This window comes from Streptomyces sp. NPDC031121, from assembly GCF_055570615.1.
Genome location: NZ_JBVIGV010000002.1, coordinates 1 through 24,999, shown reverse-complemented (window position 1 = coordinate 24,999; position 24,999 = coordinate 1). Strand labels below are relative to the sequence as shown.

General features: G+C 75.0%; 18 protein-coding genes and 1 pseudogene. 8 read left to right on the top strand and 11 right to left on the bottom strand.

All coding sequences use genetic code 11. The features are described from left to right. Window positions 1–90: 90 nt before the first annotated feature. From ACZ462_RS03515 to ACZ462_RS03490, 6 genes are all read right to left on the bottom strand, one after another. Window positions 91–1,347, bottom strand: a complete 1,257-nt coding sequence (locus tag ACZ462_RS03515) for a cytochrome P450 (RefSeq protein WP_467805153.1) — start codon at window positions 1,345–1,347, stop codon at window positions 91–93. A gap of 28 nt (window positions 1,348–1,375) precedes the next feature. After that, a complete protein-coding gene (locus ACZ462_RS03510) occupies window positions 1,376–2,767 on the bottom strand; it encodes an NAD(P)/FAD-dependent oxidoreductase (protein WP_467805154.1) in 1,392 nt (463 codons plus the stop codon). Further along, window positions 2,760–2,969: a ferredoxin gene (locus ACZ462_RS03505; protein ID WP_467805155.1), complete on the bottom strand. Its 210-nt coding sequence runs from the start codon at window positions 2,967–2,969 to the stop codon at window positions 2,760–2,762. Before ACZ462_RS03505 ends, ACZ462_RS03510 begins: the two co-directional genes overlap by 8 nt. A gap of 93 nt (window positions 2,970–3,062) precedes the next feature. Continuing rightward, window positions 3,063–3,701, bottom strand: coding sequence for a hypothetical protein (locus ACZ462_RS03500; protein WP_467805156.1), 639 nt, complete (start codon window positions 3,699–3,701; stop codon window positions 3,063–3,065). 115 nt (window positions 3,702–3,816) lie between these two features. Further along, entirely contained in the window at window positions 3,817–5,094 is a 1,278-nt protein-coding gene (locus ACZ462_RS03495) for an Nramp family divalent metal transporter (protein ID WP_467805157.1), read from the bottom strand. 81 nt (window positions 5,095–5,175) lie between these two features. Next, complete coding sequence (locus tag ACZ462_RS03490; RefSeq protein ID WP_467805158.1) at window positions 5,176–6,453, bottom strand: MFS transporter; 1,278 nt, start codon at window positions 6,451–6,453, stop codon at window positions 5,176–5,178. 96 nt (window positions 6,454–6,549) lie between these two features. On the opposite strand from ACZ462_RS03490, the gene ACZ462_RS03485 reads away from it, so the two are divergent. Then, entirely contained in the window at window positions 6,550–7,578 is a 1,029-nt protein-coding gene (locus tag ACZ462_RS03485; RefSeq protein ID WP_467805159.1) for an ArsR/SmtB family transcription factor, read from the top strand. A 31-nt stretch (window positions 7,579–7,609) separates the two neighbouring features. Here ACZ462_RS03485 and ACZ462_RS03480 read toward each other — a convergent pair whose 3' ends face one another. Beyond that, window positions 7,610–8,038, bottom strand: a complete 429-nt coding sequence (locus ACZ462_RS03480; protein WP_467805160.1) for a VOC family protein — start codon at window positions 8,036–8,038, stop codon at window positions 7,610–7,612. Between the two features lie 34 nt (window positions 8,039–8,072). After that, window positions 8,073–8,570 carry a hypothetical protein gene (locus ACZ462_RS03475; RefSeq protein ID WP_467805162.1) on the bottom strand — a complete coding sequence of 166 codons (498 nt, stop codon included), beginning with the start codon at window positions 8,568–8,570 and terminating at the stop codon, window positions 8,073–8,075. Window positions 8,571–9,030: 460 nt separating this feature from the next. Between ACZ462_RS03475 and ACZ462_RS03470 the strand changes: the two are divergent. Further along, window positions 9,031–9,201, top strand: a pseudogene (locus ACZ462_RS03470) (LysR substrate-binding domain-containing protein); the annotation flags it as partial. Between the two features lie 360 nt (window positions 9,202–9,561). Then, the gene (locus ACZ462_RS03465; RefSeq protein WP_467805163.1) at window positions 9,562–11,400 is read left to right on the top strand and encodes a glycoside hydrolase family 15 protein; all 1,839 of its coding nucleotides are present in this window, start codon (window positions 9,562–9,564) and stop codon (window positions 11,398–11,400) included. Between the two features lie 19 nt (window positions 11,401–11,419). On the opposite strand, the gene ACZ462_RS03460 is transcribed toward ACZ462_RS03465, so the two are convergent. Together ACZ462_RS03460 and ACZ462_RS03455 are read right to left on the bottom strand one after the other, a co-directional pair. Next, window positions 11,420–12,175, bottom strand: a complete 756-nt coding sequence (locus tag ACZ462_RS03460) for a hypothetical protein (RefSeq protein WP_467805165.1) — start codon at window positions 12,173–12,175, stop codon at window positions 11,420–11,422. A gap of 338 nt (window positions 12,176–12,513) precedes the next feature. Continuing rightward, entirely contained in the window at window positions 12,514–13,248 is a 735-nt protein-coding gene (locus ACZ462_RS03455; protein WP_467805166.1) for an IPT/TIG domain-containing protein, read from the bottom strand. Window positions 13,249–13,652: 404 nt separating this feature from the next. On the opposite strand from ACZ462_RS03455, the gene ACZ462_RS03450 reads away from it, so the two are divergent. After that, window positions 13,653–15,344: an IPT/TIG domain-containing protein gene (locus ACZ462_RS03450; protein ID WP_467805168.1), complete on the top strand. Its 1,692-nt coding sequence runs from the start codon at window positions 13,653–13,655 to the stop codon at window positions 15,342–15,344. 204 nt (window positions 15,345–15,548) lie between these two features. Here the strand turns inward: ACZ462_RS03450 and ACZ462_RS03445 are convergent, their stop codons facing one another. After that, window positions 15,549–16,184 carry a TetR/AcrR family transcriptional regulator gene (locus ACZ462_RS03445; protein WP_467805169.1) on the bottom strand — a complete coding sequence of 212 codons (636 nt, stop codon included), beginning with the start codon at window positions 16,182–16,184 and terminating at the stop codon, window positions 15,549–15,551. A gap of 93 nt (window positions 16,185–16,277) precedes the next feature. On the opposite strand from ACZ462_RS03445, the gene ACZ462_RS03440 reads away from it, so the two are divergent. The 4 genes from ACZ462_RS03440 (at window position 16,278) to ACZ462_RS03425 (ending at window position 24,862) form a co-directional block, all read left to right on the top strand. Beyond that, window positions 16,278–16,793 carry a hypothetical protein gene (locus ACZ462_RS03440; protein ID WP_467805170.1) on the top strand — a complete coding sequence of 172 codons (516 nt, stop codon included), beginning with the start codon at window positions 16,278–16,280 and terminating at the stop codon, window positions 16,791–16,793. Window positions 16,794–16,904: 111 nt separating this feature from the next. Then, window positions 16,905–17,870, top strand: coding sequence for an SAM-dependent methyltransferase (locus ACZ462_RS03435; protein WP_467805172.1), 966 nt, complete (start codon window positions 16,905–16,907; stop codon window positions 17,868–17,870). 159 nt (window positions 17,871–18,029) lie between these two features. Further along, window positions 18,030–19,508, top strand: coding sequence for a hypothetical protein (locus ACZ462_RS03430; protein WP_467805173.1), 1,479 nt, complete (start codon window positions 18,030–18,032; stop codon window positions 19,506–19,508). A 359-nt stretch (window positions 19,509–19,867) separates the two neighbouring features. Continuing rightward, window positions 19,868–24,862 carry a DNA-binding protein gene (locus tag ACZ462_RS03425; protein ID WP_467805174.1) on the top strand — a complete coding sequence of 1,665 codons (4,995 nt, stop codon included), beginning with the start codon at window positions 19,868–19,870 and terminating at the stop codon, window positions 24,860–24,862. Window positions 24,863–24,999: the final 137 nt, after the last annotated feature.

Below are 24,999 nucleotides of genomic sequence, written 5' to 3'. Positions count from 1 at the left end.
GCGGCGGCCGTACACGCCGCAGGGCCGCCCGGCGCTCCGTTGCGCCGGACGGCCCCGGTCCGGGGGATCCCCTGACGGCTGCCGGCCCCCTCAGGGCCTGATGTCGTCGCAGGAGATCATCAGGTGGCGCGGCCCGCGCAGCACCGCGTTCTGCCGGTAGGGCGGCGGGTCGTCCAGCAGCCGCGGGTTGTGGAGCCGGCGTGCCAGCTCGCTCAGGGCGAGCTGTGCCTCCAGCCGCGCCAGCGGCGCGCCGAAGCAGCTGTGGATGCCGCTGCCGAGCCCGAGGTGCTGCACGTCCCTGCGGTCGGGGTCGAAGCGGTCGGGGTTCTCGAAGCGCTTCGGGTCCCGGTTCCCGGCCGCCAGCACCAGCCACATCGGCGCCCCCTTGGGGATGGTCACCCCGCACACCTCGATGTCGGAGAGGGGCGTGCGCTGCGGCAGCAGCTGGACCGGCGGTTCGTACCGCAGCAGCTCCTCCACCAGCGGCACCGCCAGCCGCGGCTCCCGCCGCAGCCGCTCCAGCACGTCGGGGTGGCGCAGCAGCGTCAGCATGCCGTTCGTGATCAGGTTGACGGTCGTCTCGTGCCCGGCGATCAGCAGCAGCGCGGCCGTGCTGAGCAGCTCCATCGTCGACATCGTCTCGCCCTGCCCGTGCCCGGCGGCCAGTTGGGACAGCATGTCGTCGCCGGGGTTCTTGCGGCGCTCCTCGATCAGGCCGGCCAGGTACATGCCGAGTTCCATCCGGGCACCGCTCGTGACCTTCTCCCGTTCCTCCGCGTCGGCGTCCGGATCGGGGTCCAGGCTCGCGGCGAGCGTGTCGGCCCACACGTGGAAGCGGGCCTCGTCCTCCCGCGGCACACCGAGCAGCCGGCAGATCATCGTCACCGGGAACGGGTACGAGAACTGCTCGACCAGGTCGATGCCGTCCCCGTCCCCGGAGCTGCCCTTCCCGTCCGCCAGCCCGTCGATCAGGCCCTTCACGATCGACCGCAGCTCCTCCCGCATCCCGTCGATGCGGCGCGGCGCATGGGGCGGACCGAACGGCCGGTTCGCCATCCGGCGCAGCCGGTCGTGCTCGGGCGGGTCCAGCTTCAGGAAGCTCGGCGGCAGCTGCCCCTCGCCCTCGTCCTGGCCGGCCAGCGGGTCGCCGGCCGCCGCACCGCGGTTGCGGGTGTCGGAGCTCAGCCGCGGGTCGTGCAGCAGGCCGTGGATCTCGTGGTACGTGCTCACCACGTACGGCCCCTCCCCATCGTGGAAGACGGGCGTCCTGCGCAGCTCCTCGTACAGCGGGTACGGGTTCGCGCGGTTCGAGTAGTCCAGGATCTGACTCAGGATCCCTTGCTTCATGACAGGTCCTCCGGGAGCGTGCGGTCGGTCAGTTCCTGGCGGGGGTGAAGGTCATCCGCCGGTCGGCCGGCGAGTACCCGCTGAGGGTCACCGTCGGGCCGTGCGTGGGCACCGACGGGTCCGGGAAGTCCGCCGGCACCGGCCGGCCGCCCTCGGGGCGCCGGTCGACGTTGGAGAACTCCGGCGGGAACGGCGCCGTCTCCTCGATCTGCCGCTGGTAGAAGTCCAGCCAGCGCGCGTTGTCGAAGGTGACCGCGCCGATGATCCGGCCCTGGTAGCCGTACACGGCCGCGAACCGGCGCTCCGCCGGAGAACCCTGCGTGACCATGATCTCGGTGCCCATGGTCGGGACGCCGACGGACTTGATGCTCACCCCGAACTGGGAGGACCAGAAGGCCGGGACCCAGATGTGCGGGCGCCGGCCGGCGCTGTCGCTGAGCATGTTGTGCGCCGCCGTCTCGGCCTGCGACACCGCGTTCCCCCAGTGCTCCAGCGACAGGAACTGGTAGCCGAACAGCGGGTGCGGGGAGCGGGCCACGTCGCCCGCCACGTAGACGTCGTCCGTGACGATGCCCGTGATGCCGAATGCACGGCAGCCCGCGTCGCAGGCGATGCCGCGCGGTCCCGCGCCGAGCCCGGAGCCGGCCAGCCACTCGGTGTTGCGCTGCGCACCCAGGCACACGACGACCACGTCGCACTCGACGACCGCCCCGTCGGACAGGTGCGCGGCGCGGACCCGGCCGCCCGAGTCGCCTTCCAGGCGGGTGACCATCACCCCGGTGCGCAGGTCGACGCCGTGCTCGCGGTGCATCTCGGCCGCCACCGCCCCGATGACCCCGCCGAGTGCCCCGACCAGCGGCGCGTCGGCCCGCTCGGCGACGGTGACCTCCAGGCCGCGCTCCCGGCAGGCGGAGGCGATCTCGGAGCCGGTGAACCCGGCGCCGATGACCAGGACGCGGCGCGGCCCGGCCTCCAGCCGGCGCGCCAGGCCGGCGCCGTCGGCGCGGGTGCGGAGCACGAACACGCCGTCGAGTTCCCCCTCGGCCTCGTTCGGCCAAGGCCGGGCCCGCACGCCGGTGGCGATCAGCAGCCGGTCGTAGGGCACCTCGTCGCCGTCGGCGAGCTTCACCCGCCGCCCGGCCATGTCGAGGCCGCTCGCGGGAACGCCGAGACGCCACTCCGCCTCGATCGCACGGCGGCGCGGCAGCGCGGTGTTCTCGGCGCGCGCCATGCCCAGCAGGACCTGTTTCGACAGGGGCGGCCGGTCGTACGGCTCGTACGGCTCGTCGCCGACCATCGTCAGGGTGCCCTTGAAACCCTTCTCCCGCAGGGTCTCCGCGGCGCGCAGACCGGCCAGGGAGGCACCCACGACGACGATCCGGCCGCTGCTCTTGAGGGCCTCCAGCGCCGCCTCATACATCGGCGGCCTCCGTGTCCTCGACGAGGATCGCCTGCACCGGGCACGCCGCGGCCGCCTGGGCGACCCGCTCGCGCTGCGCGGCCTCGGCCTGCGGGTCGTACAGCAGCCCCTCGTCGCCGTGCATCGCGAAGACGTCGGGGGCCAGGAAGGCGCACTGCGCGTACCCCTGGCATCGGTTCAGATCGACGACAAGCCTGAGCAAGGTGCGGTCCTTTCACTGGCCCCCGCGCTTCCTGGGCCAGCGTGCTGCCTGGCGCCCGGAACTGCCCGTCGGGGGGCGCCGTTGGAGTGAGGGCTACGCGGCCGCGCGGCGGCGGGCCGCCCGCAGCACGTACACGCTGACGGCCAGGGCCCACGCCGGGAAGACCAGCTCGGTCCACGGCACGGTGGAGCCGACGAACAGCAGGACCAGCCCCGCGGCGTACCCGGCCGCGGTCAGCCCGCGCGGCATGACGCCCATGCGCCGTCCGATCCCCGAGGTCGCGAAGATGAACACGGCGGCCATCCGCAGGGAGTAGGTGCTCATCAGGGTGTAGGCGAAGTGCCGGCCGAACGACTCGGGCTCACCGGCGGAGATGACGGTTCCGGCCGCGGCGGTGGCCCCGAAGAGGGTCGCGACGAACACGAGCCCGCTGCCGAGGAAGACCGTCGCGAAGAACCGGTCCTCCGCCGCGCCGGTGTGCTCGCGCAGCGCCCCCATGAACCACAGGAAGGCGATCCCGGCGAACGGGACGAGCTCCACCGCCGCCCGCAGCGCGCCCTCCCGGCCGGGGGCGACGGCGACGGCGGCCCCGCCGCCGCCCGACGGCAGGGCGATCCGCACGAGGACGATGGCGGCGGCGAGCAGCACGGCGAAGGCCACTCCGGCCAGGCCTGCGGCCCGCGGGGAGCTCAGCGGTGTCTCCGGGGGAGGACCCGGCAGGGTTTCTCTCATCCCCCCAGGAAGCCGCCGCCGGCGCCGCGCTGCCAGCGGACCCGCGCACTCGGGTGAGGGCCTCGGGACGGCCTCCCGGGCGCCGGCCGAGCCGGAACCCGGCGGCCGGCGCCCGCTACCACGGCAGGTCGCGCAGCTGCTGCACGCACAGCACGACGAACAGCAGGCCCGCGGCGCCCAGTACGCCGTTGCTGACCGCGCCGTTGCGCCATTCGGCGGGCGTGCGCTCCGAGTTGAGCAGCCACACCAGCGTCAGCGCCAGGAACGGCATGAACAGCGCGCCGATCACCCCGTACACGACGACCAGCCCGAACGGCTGGTCCAGGAACAGCAGGCTGATCGGCGGGAACGTCAGCCACAGCAGGTACGCCCGGAACGGCAGCGACTTCTCGGGGCTCCGCCCCTGCGGGAGCAGCGACGGCCGCAGCTTCCCCACGAAGTCGGCGAACATCAGGCTCACCCCGTTCCACACGCCGATCAGGGAGGTGAACGAGGCCGCGAAGAAGCCGACCAGGAACAGCTTGGCGGTGGTGTCGCCGTAGGTCTGGGCGAGGACGTTCCCGAGGTCGAGGAGGCCCCGGTCGCCCTTGGCGAGCGCGATGCCCGACGCGTGCAGCAGCTCGGCGCCGACGAACAGCATCGCCACCACGAACACGCCGGTGGTCAGGTACGCCACCCGGTTGTCGAGCCGCATCACCTTCATCCAGCCGGTGTCCCGCCACCCCTTGGCGTTGACCCAGTAGCCGTACGCGGCGAGCGTGATGGTGCCGCCGACGCCGCCGATCAGGCCGAGCGTGTACACCAGCGACCCCTGCGGCAGCACGGGCACCAGGCCGGCGACCGCGGCCCCCAGGTGCGGGGTGACCCGGACCGCGAGGTACACGGTCACCGCGAACATGACGCCGACCAGGACCGTCATGGCCTTCTCGAACGCGGCGTACCGGTTGAACCAGACGAACACCAGCCCGACCAGCCCGCACAGCACCGCCCACACCTTCAGGTCCAGCGCGCCGGGGAAGAGCGCCGCGAGCGGCAGCGCGCTCGACGACATCGCGGCCGCGCCGTAGACGAACCCCCAGACGACGACGTACCCGGCGAAGTACACGGTCGTCCAGGAGCCGAGGCTGCGCCAGCCGTCGAACAGGGTGCGGCCCGTCGCCAGGTGCCAGCGGCCGACGGCCTCCGCCAGCGAGATCTTCACCAAACAGCCGACGACCGCCGCCCACAGCAGCGTGTAGCCGAACCTGCCGCCCGCGATGAGCGTCGCCACGAGGTCGCCGGCGCCCACACCGGTCGCCGCGACGACGATCCCAGGTCCGATCGACCGCCAGCCCGCCCTGCGGGGAGGCACCCCGCCGCGCGCCCCCGTCCCGGTCGTGGTCGTGTCCGCCATCCGCGCCGCCTTCCCGTCCGTCCTGCACCGGCTCCGACGGGTCACGAAATCCGCTGCGCGCCCCGCGCGCAAGAGGGCCTCTCAGCCCGGCCCGCCCGGCAGGCCCGCCCGGCCCGCGGCCCGCCCGCCACCGCCGCCGCGGGTGCCGTCCGCGCGCGCCGCCGCCCGCCGCCCGCCGGGCCCCGTACGGCCCCCTCCCGGCGGCCGCAGGTGCCGCAGCAGGGCGGCGGCCGCGAGCGCGGCGACCAGCACGCAGACCGCCCCCCACCCGTACGCCGCGTACAGGCGCACGCCGAGCCACGACCCGGCGGTACCGCCCAGGTAGGCGCACATCATGTACGCCGTGGTGAGCCTGCTCAGCGAGTCCTCCCGCAGCGCGTACACCCGCGCCTTGTTGGCGACCATCCCGCCCTGCATCGCGACGTCCAGCAGCAGCGTCCCCGCCGTCAGCGCGGCCAGGCCCGGCAGACCGCCCAGCCCGCCCGCCGCGAGCACCGCGGCCGACACGGCGACCCCCGCCAGGGCCGCCAGGTTCACCGGCCCCGGCCCGTGCCGGTCCACGAGCCGGCCGGCGTACGGCGTGCACAGCATCGTCACGCCGCCGACCAGGGCGAGGACGCCGACCGCCTGCGCCCCGTAGCCGTACACCGGGCCCGTGAGGAGCAGCGCCACGCTCGTCCAGACCGCCGAGAACGCCCCGAACGCGGCCGCCTGGTAGAAGCAGGAGCGGCGCAGTTCCGGCTCCGCGCGCAGCAGCCGCAGCGGCTCGGCGAGGAACTCCCGGTACGGCCTGCGGGCGTCGGCGGCCGCCGGGGCGGTGACCGGGACCGCGTACGCCATGACCGCGGCCAGGACCAGCGCGACGGCCGAGGCCACCAGATACGGGGCGCGCCAGCCGAGCCATTCCCCGAGCACGCCGCTGAAGGCGCGGGCCAGCAGCATGCCGCCGGTGGAGCCGCTCAGCAGGGCGCCGAGGACCGCGCCGCGCCGGTCGGGCGCGACGAGTCCGGCCGCGAGCGGGCTGATGACCTGCGCGGCCACCGTGGTCAGGCCGATCAGGGCGCTCGCCGCGACCAGCGGCGGCAGCGCCGGGGCGCAGCCGGCGGCCAGCAGGGCCAGGCCGGTGGCGGCGAGCAGGACCACCAGCAGCGAGCGGTGCGGGAAGCGGTCCCCGAGCGGCACCAGCAGCACCATGCCCGCGGTGTAGCCGATCTGGGTGGCGGTCACCACGAGGGACGCGGCGTCGGGGGAGACCCCCAGGCCGTCCGCGATCAGCGGGGCGACCGCCTGCGGGAAGTACAGGTTGCCGACGGCCACGGCGCCGGTGACGGCAAGGAGCAGCAGCAGCCTGCGGCTCATCCGGCCGCCCCCCGGAGGAGGCGGGAGGGGAAGGAGGTCATGGGAAGAGTCCACGGCACCTGACCGGACCTGCCAATTGATGTAGCGTGCCGCTTAATGATCAGCTTCGAGCTCGGGGTCGAGGACCTGGCCCGCACCCGGTTCGCGCTCTCACCGCTCGCCGAGACGGTGCTGAGCCTGCGCGTGCTGCGGGACCCGGGCGTCTCCGCCCTCCACCTGCCCTGGCGCCGGTCCGTCCTCGCCCGGATCGGCGGCCTCGACACCGGCCTGCTGCTGTCACTCGTCGCGGACCTCCTCACCCTCCCCGACTTCCTCACCCCGCGCCCCACCGTGTTCGAGCCCGAGTTCGAGGACGAGCTGGCCGTCGTACGCGGCACCCCGCCCGGCCGGGTACGCCGCGACCTGCTCGCCGCGCACGCCCCGCACCCGCTGCCCGCACCCCTGCTCGCGGCGACCGCTCCGGGCGACGGGCCCGCGACCGCGCTGCGCGACACCATCTGCGAACTCCTGCACCGCTACTGGGAGATCGCCGTCCGGCCGGTCTGGCCGCAGATCCGCCTCGTCGCCGAGGCCGACATGACGTACCGGGCGCGGCAGCTCGCCCGCGGCGGCGCCAGGCTGCTCTTCGCCGACATGCACCCCCAACTGCGGTGGGAGGACGCCGGATCCCGGGGCGTCCTGCGCGTCCACCGCACCATCGGCGGGTACGAGGCCAGGGCCCGCGGCCGCGGACTGCTGCTCGTGCCGTCCGTGTTCGCCCACAAGTGCGCGCCGCCCGTGGGGCCCGACGAGCCGCCCTCCCTGCTCTACCCGAGCCGCGGGGCGGCCACCCTGTGGGAGGCCGAACCCGAACCGGCCCCCAGGCAGGGTGCGGACGCGGCCCGGCGGGCCGCCGGGGACGCCCTCGTCCCGCTGCTCGGCGCACCCCGGGCCCGGCTGCTGCGCCTGCTCGCGGAGCCCGCCGCGACGGTCGAACTCGCCCGCCGCCTGCGGGTCACTCCCAGCGCGGTCTCCCAGCACCTGCGCGTCCTGCACGCCGCCGGGCTGGTCACCCGCGCCCGCCACGGCCGGCAGGTCCTGTACCGGCGCAGCCCCCTCGGCGACCGGCTCACCGCCGGCGGCTGACACCCGGTCCGCGGCCCCCGGCCGTGGGGCCTCAGGGGGTGCCGAAGTCCGGGAGGGTGAGCGTGCCGTCTTCGGCGAGGGCGAAGCCCGGATTGTGCGCGACCTCCCACACATGGCCGTCGGGGTCGGCGAACACGCCCGCGTAGCCGCCGTAGAACGTCGGCGCGGGCGGCCGCGTCACCGCTGCCCCGGCGCGCCGGGCCGTCTCGACGAGCTCGTCCACCTCCTGCCGGGAGCGCACGTTGTGCGCCAGGGCGATCCCGCCCCACCCGGGCGCGTCCGCGACGCCGCTGTCCTGCGCGAGCTTCTCCCGCCCCCACAGGACCAGCGCGAGGCCGCCCGCCTGGAAGAAGACGGTCTCCTCGGCCTGCTGCCCGCGCCAGCCCAGCGCCTCGTAGAAGGCACGGGCCCGGCCGAGATCCGCGACGCCCAGGGTGATCAGACTGATTCGCTGCTCCATGGCGGGAAGCTACCACCGGGCCGGCCGCCGGCCGTCACGGCCCGGGAGCCGTCCGCCGGTCGAACCACGCCGCGCTCTCCGGCCGGCGGGCCCACAGCACCGCCAGCACCGCGGGCACCGGCCAGACCGCACCGAGGAGCGGCTCCACCCGGTACAGGACCAGCGCGAACGGAACGGCCGCCCACCCGTAAGCGCACGCCGCCACCCGCAACCGGCGCAGCCGCAGCGGGAACTTCAACGCGGTGACCACACCCCACGCTGCCACTGCCAGCACCACCAGCCCGCCGCACACCACCAGCCCCGCACGCTCCTCGACCGCCGGCCCGCAGCAGGGCGCCGAGGCGTCCCCCTCGCCCCACACCGCCGCGGCGACGGCCATACTGTCCGTCACCAGCCGAACCCCGACGACGGCCTGTACGCCGCCGAGCAGCATCAGCAGCACCCGCAGCCGTCGCACCGCCCGGGGCATCCGCGCGCCCTCCCACGGCTGCCCGGCCGCGGAGCCGTGCCCGTATCCGTCGTGCGGCTCCACTGCGACGACCTCCCCCGGCAGGGCGACCCGGCGCCCGGCATCCGGTGCACGCGCCGCGTCCAGCATCCGGCGGCGCGCCCCGGGTGTACAGAGGACGGTCGCACCCGGGCCGCCCGCGGAGGCGTCAGCGCTGGCAGCGGCCGAAGGTGACGACGTACGTCCCGCCGTTCGGCGAGGACGCCCCGGCCCGGTCGGCGGTGCCGGGCTGGCTGCCCGCCGCCGCCGCCGCGGCCGTCGCCTTGGCCGCCGCTGCCCGGGAACCCCGCCCGGGCCGCGGCGATGACCTCGCCCGCGGAACGCCGCGGGGACGTGGCGTACCGCGCGGCCGGCGCCGCCAGTCCGGCGACGGGGCGTCCGGTCGGGTCGTCGTCGTACTCGACGGCCGAGCTGCGGCGCCGTGCCGCGGGCTCACCCGGGTCCTGGGCGTCCGGGGAGTCGGCGGCCGTAGGCGCGGGGTCGTCTGGCGGACCTGGAGGGGCTTCCGCTCGTCAGCCTGCCGCGGGGGACGGGCATCCGCGCCGCCCTGGAGCATGCCTGCGCCACTGCCGGATTCCGGCCGCGCGTCGCCTTCGAGGCCTCCGCACCCGCGCAGGTCGCCCGGCTCGCCGCCGGCGGCCTGGGCGTGGCCGTCGTCCCGGAGCCGGCACCCGGAGCCGGCACCGGGGGCGGGCGGGGGCGAGGGCGGGGGAGCGGGCGCGGTGCAGGGGCTGCGCATGCTGCGCCTGGCCCGGCCCGCCCTCCGCGGCCGGGTCGCCATCGCCTGGCCCGCGAACGGCCCCGCCACCCCGGCGGCCCGGGCACTCCTCGCCCGGCTCTGCGCGGCGTTCCCGGAAGCGGGCGCGCAGGGCCCGCGCGTATCGGCCGTACCACCCGCATCACCCGTACGGCCGAAGGGGACCCGGCCGGGACGCGGGCCGCGGTGCCGGGCCCCGGCTGCGGCCTTAGCGTGGATACGGGGGATGGGCCGCCGGCACCGGCGAAGGGAACTCGCATGCGTCGATACCCGCCGATCGGCGACCACGGGCTCATCGGGGACCTCCGGACTGCCGCGCTGGTCTCCTCCGAAGGCGTCCTCGACTGGTACTGCGCCCCGCGCTTCGACTCGCCGAGCCTGTTCGCGTCCCTCCTGGACCACGACCGCGGCGGCCACTTCGCCGTCACCGCCGACGCGCCCGGAGCCGTCGTCCGCCAGCTGTACCTCGCGGACACCGCCGTACTCGTCACCCGCTTCATGACCGAGGAGGGCGTCGGCGAGGTCGTCGACTTCATGCCCCTCGGCGAGGCCGAGGCGCCGCCCGACCGGCACCGCATCATCCGCATCATGCGCGTCACCCGCGGAAGGGTCCGGTTCCGGATCGCCTGCCGGCCCGCCTTCGACTACGGGCGCGCCCCGCACACCACGGCGTTCCCCGCCCCCGGCACGGTCCGCTTCGCCGGCCCGCAGCAGGCCGTCTTCCTCCAGACCTCCGGGCCCGTGCGGCTCACCGGCGACGGGCCGGGCGTACAGGGCGAAGCGGAGCTGGGGCAGGACGACCTCGCCGCGGCCGTCCTCACCGTCTGCCACGACCCGGCGGCCGAGACGCCCGGACCGCCGACCGAGGCGGACATCCGCCGTGCCTTCCGCTCCACGTACGGCTACTGGCACCGCTGGGTGCGCCGCAGCCGCTACCGGGGGCGCTGGCAGCAGATGGTCAACCGGTCGGCGATCACCCTGAAGCTGATGACGTACGCCCCGACCGGCGCCCCCGTCGCCGCGGTGACGGCCGGCCTGCCCGAGCAGATCGGCGGCGAACGCAACTGGGACTACCGCTACACCTGGGTCCGCGACGCCTCCCTCTCGGTCAAGGCCCTGCTGGACCTCGGCCTCGACGAGGAGGCCGACGCCTTCCGCCGCTGGCTCGGGGCCCGCGTCGGGAACGGCCGGACCGTCACCGGCGAACCGCTGCAGATCATGTACCGGGTGGACGGCGACCCCCGCCTCGCCGAGGAGGTCCTCGACCACCTGGAGGGCTACCGCGGCTCCGCGCCCGTACGCATCGGCAACGGCGCGGCCGAACAGCTCCAGCTCGACATCTACGGCGAGGCCGTCTTCGCCCTCAGCCACGCCCGCGACCTCACCCAACTCGCCGGGTACGACGGCTGGACGCGCCTGCGGCAGCTCCTGGACTGGCTGACCCGCCACTGGGACCGGCCCGACGAGGGCATCTGGGAGACCCGCGGCGGCCGCCGCGACTTCACCTACAGCCGGCTGATGTGCTGGACGGCCTTCGACCGCGGCATCCTGATCGCCACCGAGCTGGCCCGGCCCGCGGACGTCGCCGCCTGGACCGCCGCACGGGACGCCGTCTTCCAGCAGATCACCGACCGCGGCTACAGCCCGCGCCGCAAGGCGTTCGTCCAGCACTTCGACGGCGACGTGCTCGACGCCTCGCTGCTGCTCATGCCGACCGTCGGGTTCGTCTCCCCGAAGGAGCACCGCTGGCTGTCGACGCTGGACGCCATCGAGGCCGAACTGGTCTCCGACAGCCTGGTGCACCGCTACGACCCGCGCGAGTCACCCGACGGCCTCCGCGGCGGCGAGGGCACCTTCTCCCTGTGCACGTTCCTGTGGGTGAGCGCGCTGGCGCGGGCGGGGAGGCTCGACATGGCCCGCTACGCCTTCGACAAGATGCTGACGTACGCCAACCACGTCGGCCTGTTCGCGGAGGAGATCGGCCCGACCGGCGAGCAGCTCGGCAACTTCCCGCAGGCGTTCACACACCTGGCCCTCATCACGGCCGCCCTGGCCCTCGACGGGGAACTGGACCGCGAGGAGCGCGCCGACCGCTGACACCGCACGGCGCGGCTGCTCACACGGCCCCGGACCCGGAGGCATCCGCCTCGTAGTGCCGCAGATAGTCCCGCAGCCCGGGCGCGAGCCCCGCCCCGTCCCCGTCCCCGTTCCCGTTCCCGTCTCCGTCTCCGTCTCCGTTGGCGAGGTCCCACAGCGTGTTCTCGATCCAGTACCGGTGTGCGAACTCCTCGAAGGACTCCGCACACCGCACGAGGGCCGCCCGCTGCTCCTCCTGGTCCGCGAGGTCCGTGCACGTCGGCCGCCCGGCCCGGTGCGCCTCGTACACGGACTCGTACTCCAGGTGCGAGCACACCACGAACGCCTCGCCGCCCGGGCGCAGGTACAGGTACCAGATGACGCAGTCCTGCTGGTCGCGCAGGAACCGCACGAGGAACGCGCCCGGCTCGACGGGACTGGGCAGCGGCCCGGACAGATCCGTCCGGCAGGCCGTCACCGACACCTCGTCGAGCGCCCGGTGCAGCCGCGCGCTGGAATGGAACGCGGCGAAGTCCCGCGGCAGCACGAGCCCCTCCGCGGCCAGCAGCGCCCCGATCCCCGCCACGTGCGCGGCCCGCCCCGGCTCATCCGCCCCGACCCCGCCGAGCCAGCCGAAGTCCCCGGTGTGCAGGGCGGGATCCAGCGGGGGCAGACTCTCGTACGGGTAGCACTCGTACGTCCCCCCGCACTCCCGGTACGCCCCCAGATCGGTGCCACACCAGGCAACGGCGAACACGGGCGCATCCGCGGAAACGGACACAGGCTGCTCGGACATCGACTTCCTCACCCACACAACGCACGACGACCAGACCGGCGCAGCATCGCATCCCCCACCGACAACCCGCGGCGAACTCCGGGAGGGCGGCCGGGGCGACACCATGCAGTGCCGCCTCCGGTTCCACCTGGTCCGGGACTTCGTGCTGGAGGGCTGGCGGCCGCCGGTGACGGGTGACGGCGGACGTCACCCTGACCGCCCTACCCCTTGGCAGGAGTCGGCCGCGCTGCTGCACCGCGGCGCATGAGACACACCACCGAACAGCCTTGTGCGGAACCGGGTCTGTGTGTCACCGGTTCCGCAGGCTGGCTCGAGAGCTTTGCGCGCTCTCGGCCGGCTCAGCCGGGGGTGACGGTGTAGGTGAAGGACTGCGAGGAGTCGGTGCCGCCCGCGCTGGTGAGGGTGACGGTGACCGTGCCGGTGCCGCCCGGGGAGTAGGCGACGATGGTGGTGTCGTCGATGATGTTGTAGGCGGTCGAGTCGGGGCCGTACGAGATGTCCACGACGTCGCTGAGGTTGGTGCCGGTGATGGTGGAGGCCGTGCCGCCGTAGTCCGGTCCGGCGGTGGGGTCCATGCTGGTCACCGTCGGAGCGTCCACGTAGGTGAAGGTGAGCCCGTTGGTGGTGCCGCCCTTGGTCGTGACGCTGACCGGGACGGTCTGGGGGGTGGTCACGGAAGGAACCTGGACGTCCAGCGTGGTGTCGTTGACCACGGTGGGAACGGCGGTGTTGGAGCCGAAGGACATCGATGTGGCGGTCTGCAGGCTCGAACCGGTGAGGGTGACCGGGATGCCGGCGAGCGGTCCCGTGGTCTCGCTGAGGCTCGACTTGGTCGGGGGCGTGATGTAGTAGTACCAGACCGGCAGTGTCGTTCCCCCCGGCGTGGTGACGGTGACCTGGACCGCGGCCTGGTTCGAGGGCGCCACAGCGGTGATCTGGGTGGAGCTGTCGACCGTGAAGGTGGCCGACTTGGTGCCGAACTTCACGCTGGTGGCGCCCGTGAAGTTCGCGCCGGTGATGACGACCTGGTTACCACCCGAGGTGGGTCCCTGGTTCGGGTTCAGAGTGACCACGGGGTTTCTCCTTCGCGTGCTGGGTGTCTGCTTCTTGGGGATGGCGGCCCTGCCTGCGGGAGCACGAATGGCCTGTGATGCCGGCGCCATTTCAGTGTGGCCGGGTCCTCGCGAAGGGCGTCTTTCGTACACAACTGAAGCAAGAATTCCACGAATGGAGTAGGGCGCATATGATGCAGTAAGTGGTGAGTATTACAAGATGAATTACTTCCTGCTGGTGACATATGCGCCCGAGTGCTCCGTTTGACCACTTACGCAGGTCGCGGACGGGTGGGACGGTCAAGGGAACGCGCGGAATCGACTCCTGAACGTCACGGGCGCCAGTTATGGGACTGCATGACACGAAATCCTCGACTCGCTCTGGCACTCACCGAATTCTGGGGTCCGATCGAGAGGAGTCGACAATGTCAGTCGGTCAGGCACCGCCGGAAATCCAGAATTCCAGGAGTTCCCCGTCCGCCGTCCTGCCCCTGGTGGCCGACGCCGGCACGGTCCCCGTGGGACCGGCACCCCACTCCGTCGCCATGCGGCCCGACGGGCTGCGCGCCTATGTGACCAACTCGGGCAGCAACACCTTGAGCGTGCTCGACACCGCCTCGGACACCGTCGTCACCACCATCGGTGTCGGGGCCGCCCCGTGGGCCGCGGCGGTCACCCCGGACGGCCGGTACCTCTACGTGACCATGCCCGGCTCGGGATCCGTCGCCGTCGTCAGCACGGCCACCGACACCGTCGTCGCCACCGTCGGCGGCCTCAACGTTCCGCGCGGGCTGGCCGTCACCCCCGACGGGACCCGTGTGCACGTGGCGAACTCCGGAGCCAACACCGTGAGTGTCATCAGCACGGCCACCAACACCGTCACCGGCACCATCACCGTGGGCAACGGCCCCCAGGCCGTCACCGTCCGCCCCGACGGGCTGCGTGCGTACGTCAGCAACTCCACCGGCGGCACCGTGAGCGTGATCGACACGGTCGGCAACACCGTCGTGGCCACCCTGACCGGCTTCCAGGCGCCCCTGGGCGTGGCCGCCACGCCCGATGGGACCCGTGTGTACGTGGCGAACTCCGGTGCCCGCAAGGTGAGTGTCATCGGCACGGCCACCCACACCGTCATCGACACGGTCACCGTCGCGAGCAGCCCCTCCTATCTGACCGCCTCCCCGGACGGGACGCTCGTCTACGCGTCCATGACGGGCGCGGGCTCGCTGACGGTGATCAACCCCAGCAGCAACAGCATCAGCGAAACCATCCCGGGATTCGCCGGACCCCACGAGGTGGCGACCACACCGGACGGCGGATACCTGTACGTCGTCGGCCACGACGACAACACGGTCACCGTCCTGAGGAGGCCGGCCAGCATCTCCCCCAACACCGGCTCCCGGGGCGGCGGAAACACCGTGACCATCACAGGCCGGGGCTTCCTCGGGACGACCGCCATTCGCTTCGGGATCCGGCCGGCCACGGACTTCGCCGTGGTCAGCGACACCACGCTGACCGTCACCGTGCCTTCCGGCATCCGATCAGCCGTACCCGTCACCGTGACCGCAAGCGGCGGCACGGCGATCGTCGGGCACTACTACTACCGTCGGGTGCCCGTCGTGGACCAGATCTCGGCCTCCTCCGGGCCGATGAGCGGGGGAAACACCCTCACCGTCACCGGGAAACGGTTCGTCGGGGTCAAGACCGTACGGTTCGGCGCCATCGAGGCGCCCGCCACCGTCCTGTCGGACACCCAGCTCACCGTCACCGTCCCGCCGTCGGCCCTCGCCCGCACCGTCCCCCTCTACATCACCAGCCCGGGAGGTGTCTCGGGCAGCCTCTCCTACGCCTACATCGGCAGCCCCACCATCACCAGCATCAGCCCCACCTCCGGGCCGCGCACCGGAAGCCGCATCGTCAACCTCAACGGCACCTTCCTGTCCGACGTCACCAGCGTCACCTACGGCGGCGTCCCGGCCCTCTCGTTCAAGGTCATGTCCGCCATCAAGGTCCAGACGGTCACACCGCCGACATCCACCCCCGGCCCCGTGGCCGTGGTCGCGAAGACCTCCACCGGAGCCACGGCCACGTCCCCCACGCCGTACAACTACACCTGACAGCGGAGGCGCCGCACGGCATCGGCTCGCTCGGGCACCGAGGCCGGTCGATGTGTTCGGTCGGGTGCGGCGAGATGTGGGCCAGGTACTCCGGGTCCATCTCCCAGCCCTCGCCGGCAACTGACGGACGATCTCCGCGATGTCCAGGGCGTCGTGGAACGCCGCGGAGTTCGTGGGCAAGGCGTTGCATTCCATCGGGTCGATTCAGCGAGCCGTGATCGGATCGACCGGCTCGGCGGGCGGTAGGCCGAGGACGCCGCGTACGGCGCGCTCGGCCAGTTCGACATCGTGCGGCGGGCCGATTCCGTCGTGGCTCACGAGGCCCTCCATCGCGCCGAGGCAGGCCCGAGCGGTGTCCGCCGCAGGCGGACCGGGCGGGATCGCGCCCGTGCTCCGGCCCTCCGTGATGCGCCGCTCCACGTCTCCCGTGAGCTTGCCCAGGATCCGGCCGAGTTCCCGCGCCACCGGGTGGTCCCGCCCGGCGAACTCGATCGCGAGGACCCGGACGACCCCCGCCACGTCGCGCCGGCAGTAGACGGCGTGGCCGCGCGCCATCAGCATCAGCGCCGCCACCGGGTCGGCCTCGGCGGCCGCCGGGTCGCCGACCTCCGCCGCCCACGTCTCGTCCACCCACCGCACCACCTCCAGCGCGAGCTCCTCCTTGCCCGCGAACTGGTGGTACAGCGCGCCCCGCGTGTAGCCGGCCTCCGCGGCGACCTGCTCCAGCACCAGGTTCGCGTACCCGTGCCGGGACAGGCCGCGCGCGGCGGCCTCCAGCAGGGCGCTCCGCGTACGGGCGCGCCGGTCGGCCTGGGTCCGGCGGCCGGCGGCGGTGCTCACGGAACGGCCCCCTCCGTCTTACATACAGTCATGTACGTATGTTACGTTGCCGATCGGGATTCCGGAACGGAAACCGCCCGAAGGGAGAAGGCCATGACGGTCGATTCGGAAGCAGGCCGCGGAGCCGGCGGCACCGCACCGCCGGTGCGCCGACACCTCGTCCTGCCGGAAGCGGTACGCCGCCTCAGCACCCTCCCCGAACCCGACTACGCCGACCTGTTCACCCTCACGGCCGCCGGCGCCGCCACCCGGTCGCCGGAGCAGTGGGCGTGCGCCGTGCTCCAGGACGCCGCCGGCTGGAAGGGCCAGTTCGTGTGGCGCGGGATACTCGGCCTGCGCCTGCAAGGGCGGCCCACTCCCGGATGCGTCGCCGGATGGGAGATCGACGGCCGCGGCGACGACTGGATCCGCCTGGAAGCACACTCCCGCATGATCACGGGCCAGATCGTGCTCCGCGTGGAGGAGGCGCAGGCCTCGCTCTCCACGTTCATCCGCTACCGCAGGCCGTCCGGCGCCCGCGTATGGAGCCGGCTGACCCCGCTGCACCACACACTCGTCCCCCGCCTGCTGCGCGACGCGCACCGGACCCTGCACGACACCCCGGCCTGACCGGGCCGGACGCCACCGCGCCGACACCCTCGGGTGGGCGACTCCCCGTTTATCCCGAGCCGGGCCCCGGAAGGAATGCGGTCCCCCGCACTCCTCCCCGGACGGTGAGCGTTGAACCGAGCGAAGCACTCCGCAATCGGCTACAAGGGCAGCTCAGACGAGGCGATCCGGCACCACTACGACTTCCTCGGGGACTTCTACCGGCCGGCCCTCGGCCCCGACCTCGTCTACTCCCTCGCCCGATGGGAGGACGGCGACACCCTGGAGACCGCGCAGGTCCGCAAGCTGGACCTGCACGTCCGGGCCGCCCGCGCCGAAGGCGCCTCCCGCGTCCTCGACGTCGGCTGCGGCTGGGGCAGCATGATGCACCGCCTGGTCGAGGCGCACGGCGTCCAGCACGTCGTGGGCCTCAACGTCAGCCCCGCGCAGGTCGAGTTCGTCCGCAGCCGAGGATGGCCCGGCTGCGAAGTACGCCTGGAGAACTGGATCGACCACCTGCCCGAGGCCCTGTACGACGCCGTCTTCGCGATCGAGGCCATGGAGCACTTCGCCGGCAGCACGATCCGCCGCTCCCAGCGCGTAGCCCGCTACCGGCTCTTCTTCGAACGCTGCCACGCCTGGCTCCGCCCCGGCGGACGGCTCGCCGTCCAGTCGAACGCCTGGAACGCGCGCGGCTGGCTGGCCTCCATGGTCCTCCCGGCCCGCATGCTCGACCCCGACGGCGATCCCCGGCACGGCTTCCGCCCCCGCGACATCCGGGACGCCGTCGGCAACCTCCGCGAAGGCCTCCACTCCTCCCGCCGGGTCTTCCCCGAGTGCTTCGTGCCGACCCGCTCCGAACTGGTCGAGGCCGCCCGCGGCCTGTTCACCGTCGCCCAACTGCGCGACGACCCCGACGACGGCGCGCGCACCCTCCAGTGCTGGATGGAGCGCTGCATCGCCCACCGCGAGCAGGGCGCCCGGCTGATCGGCCGCCAAGCCGTGGACGACCTCATCCGGGAGCAGCGGGCGACACTGCGATTCATGCGCGAGCACCGGTGCACCGTGCTGCGGATGGCGCTCGAGCGCGTCGACTGAGCGGGTCGGCGTCGGCTCGGTCGGGGCGCCGCCCTGAGTGGGGCGCCGCCTTGAGTGGGGCGCCGCCTTGAGTGGGGCGCCGCCTTGAGTGGGGCGTGTCCCCCGTTGCCCAGGGGGCGCCGCCTCCCTGGCGTGAGACCGTCACAGGAAGGACCGGACATGGGCGCTCCACCGCTCGCCGCGCCCGTCGCCCCGGCCGTGAAGGGGCGCGCCGCACTGCCCTGGACGGCCGGGCCCGCCGCCGTGTTCGCCCTCCTCCAACTGGCCCTCGTCGTACCGGGCTCCTCCCTCGGCTGGGACGAGATCGTCTACGTGAGCCAGGTGCAGCCCGGGACGCCCGCCGCGTTCTTCTCGGCACCCCGGGCGCGCGGGATCTCCTACCTAGCCGCGCCCGTCGCCGCGCTCACCACCTCCACGACCGCCCTGCGCGTCTGGCTCGCACTGCTCTCGTCCGGCGTCCTGTTCCTCGTCCTGCGCGTCTGGCGGCGCCTGCTGCCGCCGCCGGTCCTCGGCTGCGCCGGCCTCCTCTTCGCCGGCCTGTGGGTCACCCTCTACTACGGCCCGCGCGCCATGCCCAACCTGTGGTGCGCGCTGGGCGCCCTCGCCGCGGCGGGCTGGCTGCTCCGGGCGGAGCGCCCCGGACGGGGCGGCCGGGCCGCCGCGGTGGGTGCGGGCGCGGCCGTCGCCTTCGTGACGGCCATGCGGCCCGTCGACGGGCTGTGGCTGGCGCTCCCGCTCACCGGGGCCGCCCTGCTGGCGGCCGGTCCGCGACGGCCCCTGCTGTGGGCCGCGCCGCCCGCCGGGGTGCTGGCGGGGGCCGTCCCGTGGGTGGTGGAGGCGCACACCTCGTACGGCGGACTCGCCGCCCGCCTGGCCCGCGCGAGCGAGATCCAGGGCGGCATCGGCGCGCACTTCGCCGTCGACGACCATGCGCGCAGCCTCGTGGGAGTGACCCTGTGCCGGCCCTGCGACGGCGCCTGGAGCCATCCCTGGACGGCCGCCTGGTGGCTCGCCCTGCCGCTGCTCGCGGCCGCGGGCACCATGGCGGCCCGCCGGGCCGGTCGCGGCCGCACGGCCGCCGTGGCCGCGGCCGTCGGGGTGTGCCTGGCGCTGCCCTACCTGTTCACGGTGGACTACGCCGCCCCGCGCTTCCTGCTGCCCGCCTACGCCCTGCTCGCCGTGCCCGTCGCCGAGTGCGCGGCGGCCGCCTTCGCCGCCGTACGGGCCCGGCCACGGACCGCCGGCCGGCGCAGGGCCGCGTACGCGGTGCTGGCCGGCGCCCTCGCCCTCCACACGGCAGTCCAGGGCGCGGTTCTCCTCCACGTCACCGAACGCAGCCGCGACCGGCACCGCGAACTCGCGGCGGTCACCGCGGCCCTCCACCGCCTCGACATCCGCCGGCCCTGCGTCCTCAGCGGCGACGAAGCCATCCCGCTCGCCTACTACGCCGGGTGCGCGTCCCGCCAGGTCGGCGGCCACGACGGCAGCACCACCGCCGACGGGCTCGCATCCCTCGGACGGCGCATGCCCGTCGCCGTCATCACGGCCGGCGGCGGCCGCCCGCCGCGGTACGCGGAGAGCTGGCCTGCTTCGGCCCTCCCGTGGGGGTATACGGCGCGGTTGGCACCTCGTGGGTGAGGCGGAGTGACGGGCGGGGGGTGAGGGCGGGAGCCGGCCTGTCCGGGGTGGGGTGTGCCGGGAAGCCCCCAGGGGAACGGCCTGGAGGGACGAACGGGTATACGGGACATCGGAGTCCCCGGTCTCCCGCTCCGGCTGCCGGGTCCGGACCCGCCGGCATCAGGACGCTGCCCGGTGTCGGGCCCGGCCACTTCCGGTTGCGGGGCCGGAGTAGCCCGTGGCTGCGGGAAACGTCGTGCAGAGCAGCGTCTCGGGCAGGGCCGGTTTTCGTACCCGGTGGCAGCGCTGTCGGTGGTGGCCGCTAGGGTCCCGCTGACACCGCAGGCCGGACGGCACCCGCCGGCACGCCGGGGAGGGCGGTGGCACACACGGAACAGGGCAAGGACGCGCAGATGACCGCCACGACGACCACGAACACCGCCGGCACCGCGCCCGATCCGGGTACCGCGGCCGGGCTCGCCGAGGCGGGCGGGCAGGCGGCGCGGGTGCTTGACGCCGGGGGTGTGGTGCCCCTCGGGGAGGCGGGGGCGGGCGCCGGGGCGGTGGAGATCGCCGCGCGGCGGTACCGGCATCCCGGGTTGCCCGACGGGCGGGTCGTCGTGCGGCTGGGGCCCGCAGGGCGGGGGGTCTTCGAGGATCAGGCCGCCGCGTTTCTCGGGCTCGTGCCCGACGGCGTGCCCGCCGTGGTCGGCACCGGACGGGACACGCCCCTGCGGTTCCCCGACTGGGTTCTCGCCCGCCACCCGGAGTGCGGGGCCGAGGCCCTGGCCCTCGTACCCGAGTTGGAGGTGCTGGCACGGCGTGCCAAGAGCCGGCCCAAGGCCGCCTTGCAGGCGAGCCGGCGGCTCGCCGACCGGCTTGCGTCCTCCGTGCCGCTCCTGGTGCCCGTCGTGCTGGAGGAGGCCGCGCGCGGGTTCCTCGCCGCGGACCGGCCCGACATGGCCGGGCAGCTGTTCGGGCTGGCCCGCAAGAGCGAGGCCGTGCACGGCCTCCGCGTCGACGAGGACCGGCTGGACGCCGCCTTCCTGGAGTTCGCCCTGGCCGGGGCGCTCCCCGTGCGCGCGCTCACCGGCTACGCCAAGGACCTGGAGCAGCGCCTGCCCGCGGACCGCGCCTACGAGCGGTTCCGCCGCCTGTGCGTGCGCCGCACCGCGGGCGGCACCGCGCCCGCCACGCAGGCCGCGACCGCCCTGCGCCGCCTCGCGCGCGCCGCCGGGCTCGACCCCGCCGCGGCCGAGCGGGAGCACCTCGCCGAACTCCTGCGGCTGCCCGCCACCCGGCACGCGACCGCCGCCTGGTGGCGGGCCCACCGCGGCGCCCTGAAAGCCCTCACCCGGCGCGACCCCGCCGTGCGCGGCATCCTGCTCTCGCTGACCCCGCCCGTCGACGCGGACGGCGACACGGCCGAGTTCTGGCTGGAACTCCTCCACGCGGCCGGCGCCACCGACGGCCTCGTCCTGGACACCGCGGCCGAGGAGGAGCGCAGCCCCGACGGCACCGCCGGCTGGCTGGAGCGCTTCTGCGCCGCCCGGCGCAGCGGCTGGGGCCCGCGCACCGGCCTGCCCCCGCTCCTCGACCTGGTCGAGCGCTGCGCCGGCCGGCTGCGTGCCGAACTCGCCGACCGCGCCGAAGGACTGCGGATCGGCGGTGCTGACGTCGACCTCCTCGACCTGCTCCTCGGGCTGGGCGTCCCCGTCGCCGCCCCCGCCGACGGCGACGCCCTCGCCCTGGAGGACTGGGCCGGCGGCGAGCAGCGCCGCGACCTCCTCGGCCTCGCCGCCGACGAGCGGTTCCGGCCCGCCTTCGCCCGCGCCGCCGACGCCCTCCCCGACACCGACGGCGCCAGGACCGTCCTGCGCCGGCTGTCCGCGGCCCCCGGCGGCCGCACCCTGCTCGCCGCCTGGGTACGCGGCCTGGCCCTCGCCTGCGCGGGCAGCGGCCTGCCGCACCTGCCGGCCGCCGCGAGCCGCCTCGCCCGGCTGCCTGCCGCCATCCTGGCCCTCGCCCCCGACGAGGTGGCGGCGGCCGCCGCCACCGACGTCGCCGCGCTCCTCGCCCGCACCCTGCGCGGCGGCCTGTTCGAAGAGCTCACCTGGCCGGCCTGGGAGGAGGCCCTTGCCGAACTCGCCCCGCGCGGCGACCGCCGCGACCTGACCGTCACCACTGCCTGGCCCCACCTCATAGTGGCCAACCAGCGGCAGGTACGGGTGATCTCCGCCGATGCCACCGTCCTCGTCCACGACCTGCGCATCCCCGACGGCCCCCGCCACCGCACGGTCGGCCTGCACTACACGGACGGCGAACTCCTCGTCTGCTGGCGGTACTGGCACCGGCCGGGAGCCGCCCAGGCCTACTGGCACAGCGCCCCCCAGGACGTCTTCACCCTCGACACCGGCGGCCGGTCGGCCTGGCAGCTCGGCCCGCAGCACGCCGGCCTGCCCCTGCCCGGCGGCGGCCGCGCCACCGGGGCGGGCGTCCTGCGCCGCGGCGACACCCGCCTCCCCGAGGAGCGCGCGGTCATCGGCGACGGGCAGGCGTACTGGGCCTGGGACGACGCCGCCGACGGCGGACAGCCCGCCGGGTGGGCCGCGTACGACCCGGCAGCGGACCGCCTCGGCGCGCGCTCCCAGCCCGCCTTCCTCGCCGGCACCGGGCCCGCCCGGACCCTGCCCGGACCGCCCCCGGGTGCCGTCATGCGGCCGGAGGGCTGCCGGCTGCGGCCCGCGCCCGCCGTCGAGGGCTCCGTGCTCTCCGCGCCCGTCGGCGGGCTGCTCGGCTGGCGGGTCGCCGAACTGCCCGGCGGAGGCTGGTGGGCCGGCGACACCGCCGGACGCACCGTCACGGCGCCGGCAGACGCCGAGGTGCCGTTCGGCGCCGCCGTCTTCCCCGGCGACGACCGGCCCCGCGCCCTGTCACAGTGGTGGAGCGAGTTCCGCATCACCGACCCCGACGGCACCGTCACCGCCGAGACCCACAGCGGAAACCGGCCCGGCGCCCCCGCCGGCGGGCCGCCGATGCCGCCCGCCGACCACTGGTACTGCCTGCGTCCCCGCGACACGGAAGGATCGCTCGCGCTGCGCGCCGTCGACACCATGGCCGCAGCCGCCCTGATCGCCGCGGCCGCCGACCGGACAGCCGCCGAGGACCTGCTGCCGGTGGTGCGGGACGCACTGCCGCAGGTCACCGACCCCGTCCTGGTCCGCGGAGTCGCGGACGCCCTCGCCTTCGCCCTCGCCCAGCAGCGCCTCCTCGACGAGGGTATCGCCGACCGGCGGGAGGAGGCCGGCCCGCAGGAACCGCAGGGCCCCGACGACCGGACCCTCGGGCTCGCCCTGCGCGGGATCAGCGGCAGCGTGCACCGCGACTGGGTGGGCCGCGGCGCCCACACGGTGTCCGCCACCCTGACCGCCTTCGCGGCGGCCGCCGCCGACACCGCCGCCACGGCCGTGCCCGGCCGCCTGCACACGGACGTACCCTCCCTGCCGTGGTGCACCGTCACCTGGATCCCGCTGCTCGGACAGCCCGCCGCCGTCGCCTACCGGGCTGCCTCCGCCGCCACTGACGACACGGAACGGGACGCCCTGCTCGCCCTGCTGCGGGACTGGGACCGGCTCGGCCTGGACTCCGCCGCCGTCGGCCGCTGGCGCAGCGCCGTCCTCCACCTCGACGCGGGCGCCCTGCGCCGATCCGACGCCACCGACCCGCAGCCCCGGCACCGCGGCCTGCTGCCCCTCGGCGGCGGCGCCTTCCTCGCCACCACCGGCCCCTGCACCGCCGTACCGGACGGCTTCCGCATCGAAGGCCTCCAGTACGACCCCGAAGGCCGCTTCGACCTGCCCGCCGCCTACACCGTGCGCACCACCGGCCCGCTCGGCGACCCCGACCGGGAACCCGGCTGGCTGACGCGGTTCCTCGACGGCGCCGCCGACCGCGGGCCGGCCCCCTGGCTGCCGGCGGCCGCCGACGCGTTCGCCCGGCTCACCGGCACCACCGACACCCTGGCCAGGCTCGTGGTCGCCGGACTCCCCGCCGTCGACAGCGACGAGCGCGGCTTCCCCACCCCCGCGCAGCGCACCCTGCTCGACGTGAAGGCGGCCGACGCAGAAGCCGCCCGCGACGACCTGCGCTGCCTGCCCGCGGACGTGCGCCGCGCCCTGGTCGCGGCGCTGCTGCCCGCCGACCCGGCCCGGCTGTGGACCGACGGGCCGGACGCGGCAGCCACCGCGGTGGTGTGGAACAGCCGGGTCGGCCGCCGCACCCGCATCCCCGACCGCCTGACCGCCGAGGCGGCGCACGAAGTCCGCACGCAGTGGCCCGCCGTACGCGCCCTGCCCGCCGCCCTCGCCCCCCAGAACGCGCCCGCCCTGACCACCGACGCCGAGTGGGAACTCGGCCCCGAGCGGGCCGTGCCGCACGGCCCGGCCACCGACGCGTTCTCCGCCCGCGTCCTGACCGGCGCCATCGCCATGACCGCGTGGCTGGCCCACCGGCTGCCCGCCGGCGACCCCGCCCGCAGCCGGCTGCCCGAAGCCCTCGCCGCCCTGCGGACGAGGCTGGCAGCCCCCGGCCTCCTCCTCGACCCGGGCCGGCGCGTCGACCTCCGCGAATTCCGCAAGGCAGCCGGCGCCCCCACCCGCACCGACGGGAACACAGAGGAGTACGGTGCCCTCGTGGCCGTCGCCGGCGACGGCAAGTACATGCCCGCACTGCGCCCCGCCCTGCTCGACTCCGCGGGCGGCGACCCGTACCTGGGGCTCCTGCGCGGCACCGCCCAGCACCCCCTCCCCCTGGAGGTGGCGCTGCGGTGCGCCCACGATCCGCGGTTCGCGGCGCTGCTGGCCGATCCGGGGGCGCCGGCGGCCGGTGGTGCGGGGGCCGAGGGGGCGTGGTGGCCGCAGGATCCGGGGCGTTCGGTCCCGGAGCTGGTGGCCGCGGTGGGGGAGGCGTACGGGCTGGGCGCGGATGCGGCGGTGCTGTACCTGATGCTGCTGGCGATGCCGGACCCGACGGACCGGAACACGGCGCGCTGGACGGGCTGGAAGCCGGCCCGGCTGAAGGCCGCCCGTGCGGAACTGGGTGCGACGGAGCTGGTGGTGACGGCGAGCCGGACCCGGGCCGGGCGGACGCTGTTCCTGCCCGGCGGCTGGGTGGAGCCCTCCGCACCGTGGATCCCGCTGGAGCAGTGGAAGACGCCGATGTACGAGCTGCTCGCCGACCGGGTCCCGCTCCTCGGCGTGCTCGTCCCGACCGAGCCGGCCGCCGACCTGTACCGGCGGGCCTGGCGGCGGATCACCGACGGCGACGTACCCCGCTTCGAGGAGCTGGAGCTGCGCCGCCGCACCCGCCGCCGCTGACGGACGGCGCGAACCCCGGGCGGGCGCAGCGCACACGCCCGGGGGCATAACGTCCGGGGCGGGGGGGGGGGGGGGGGGGGGAGGGGAGGGGGGGGGGGGGGGGGGGGGGGGGAGATGATGGGGGGGGGGGGGTGATA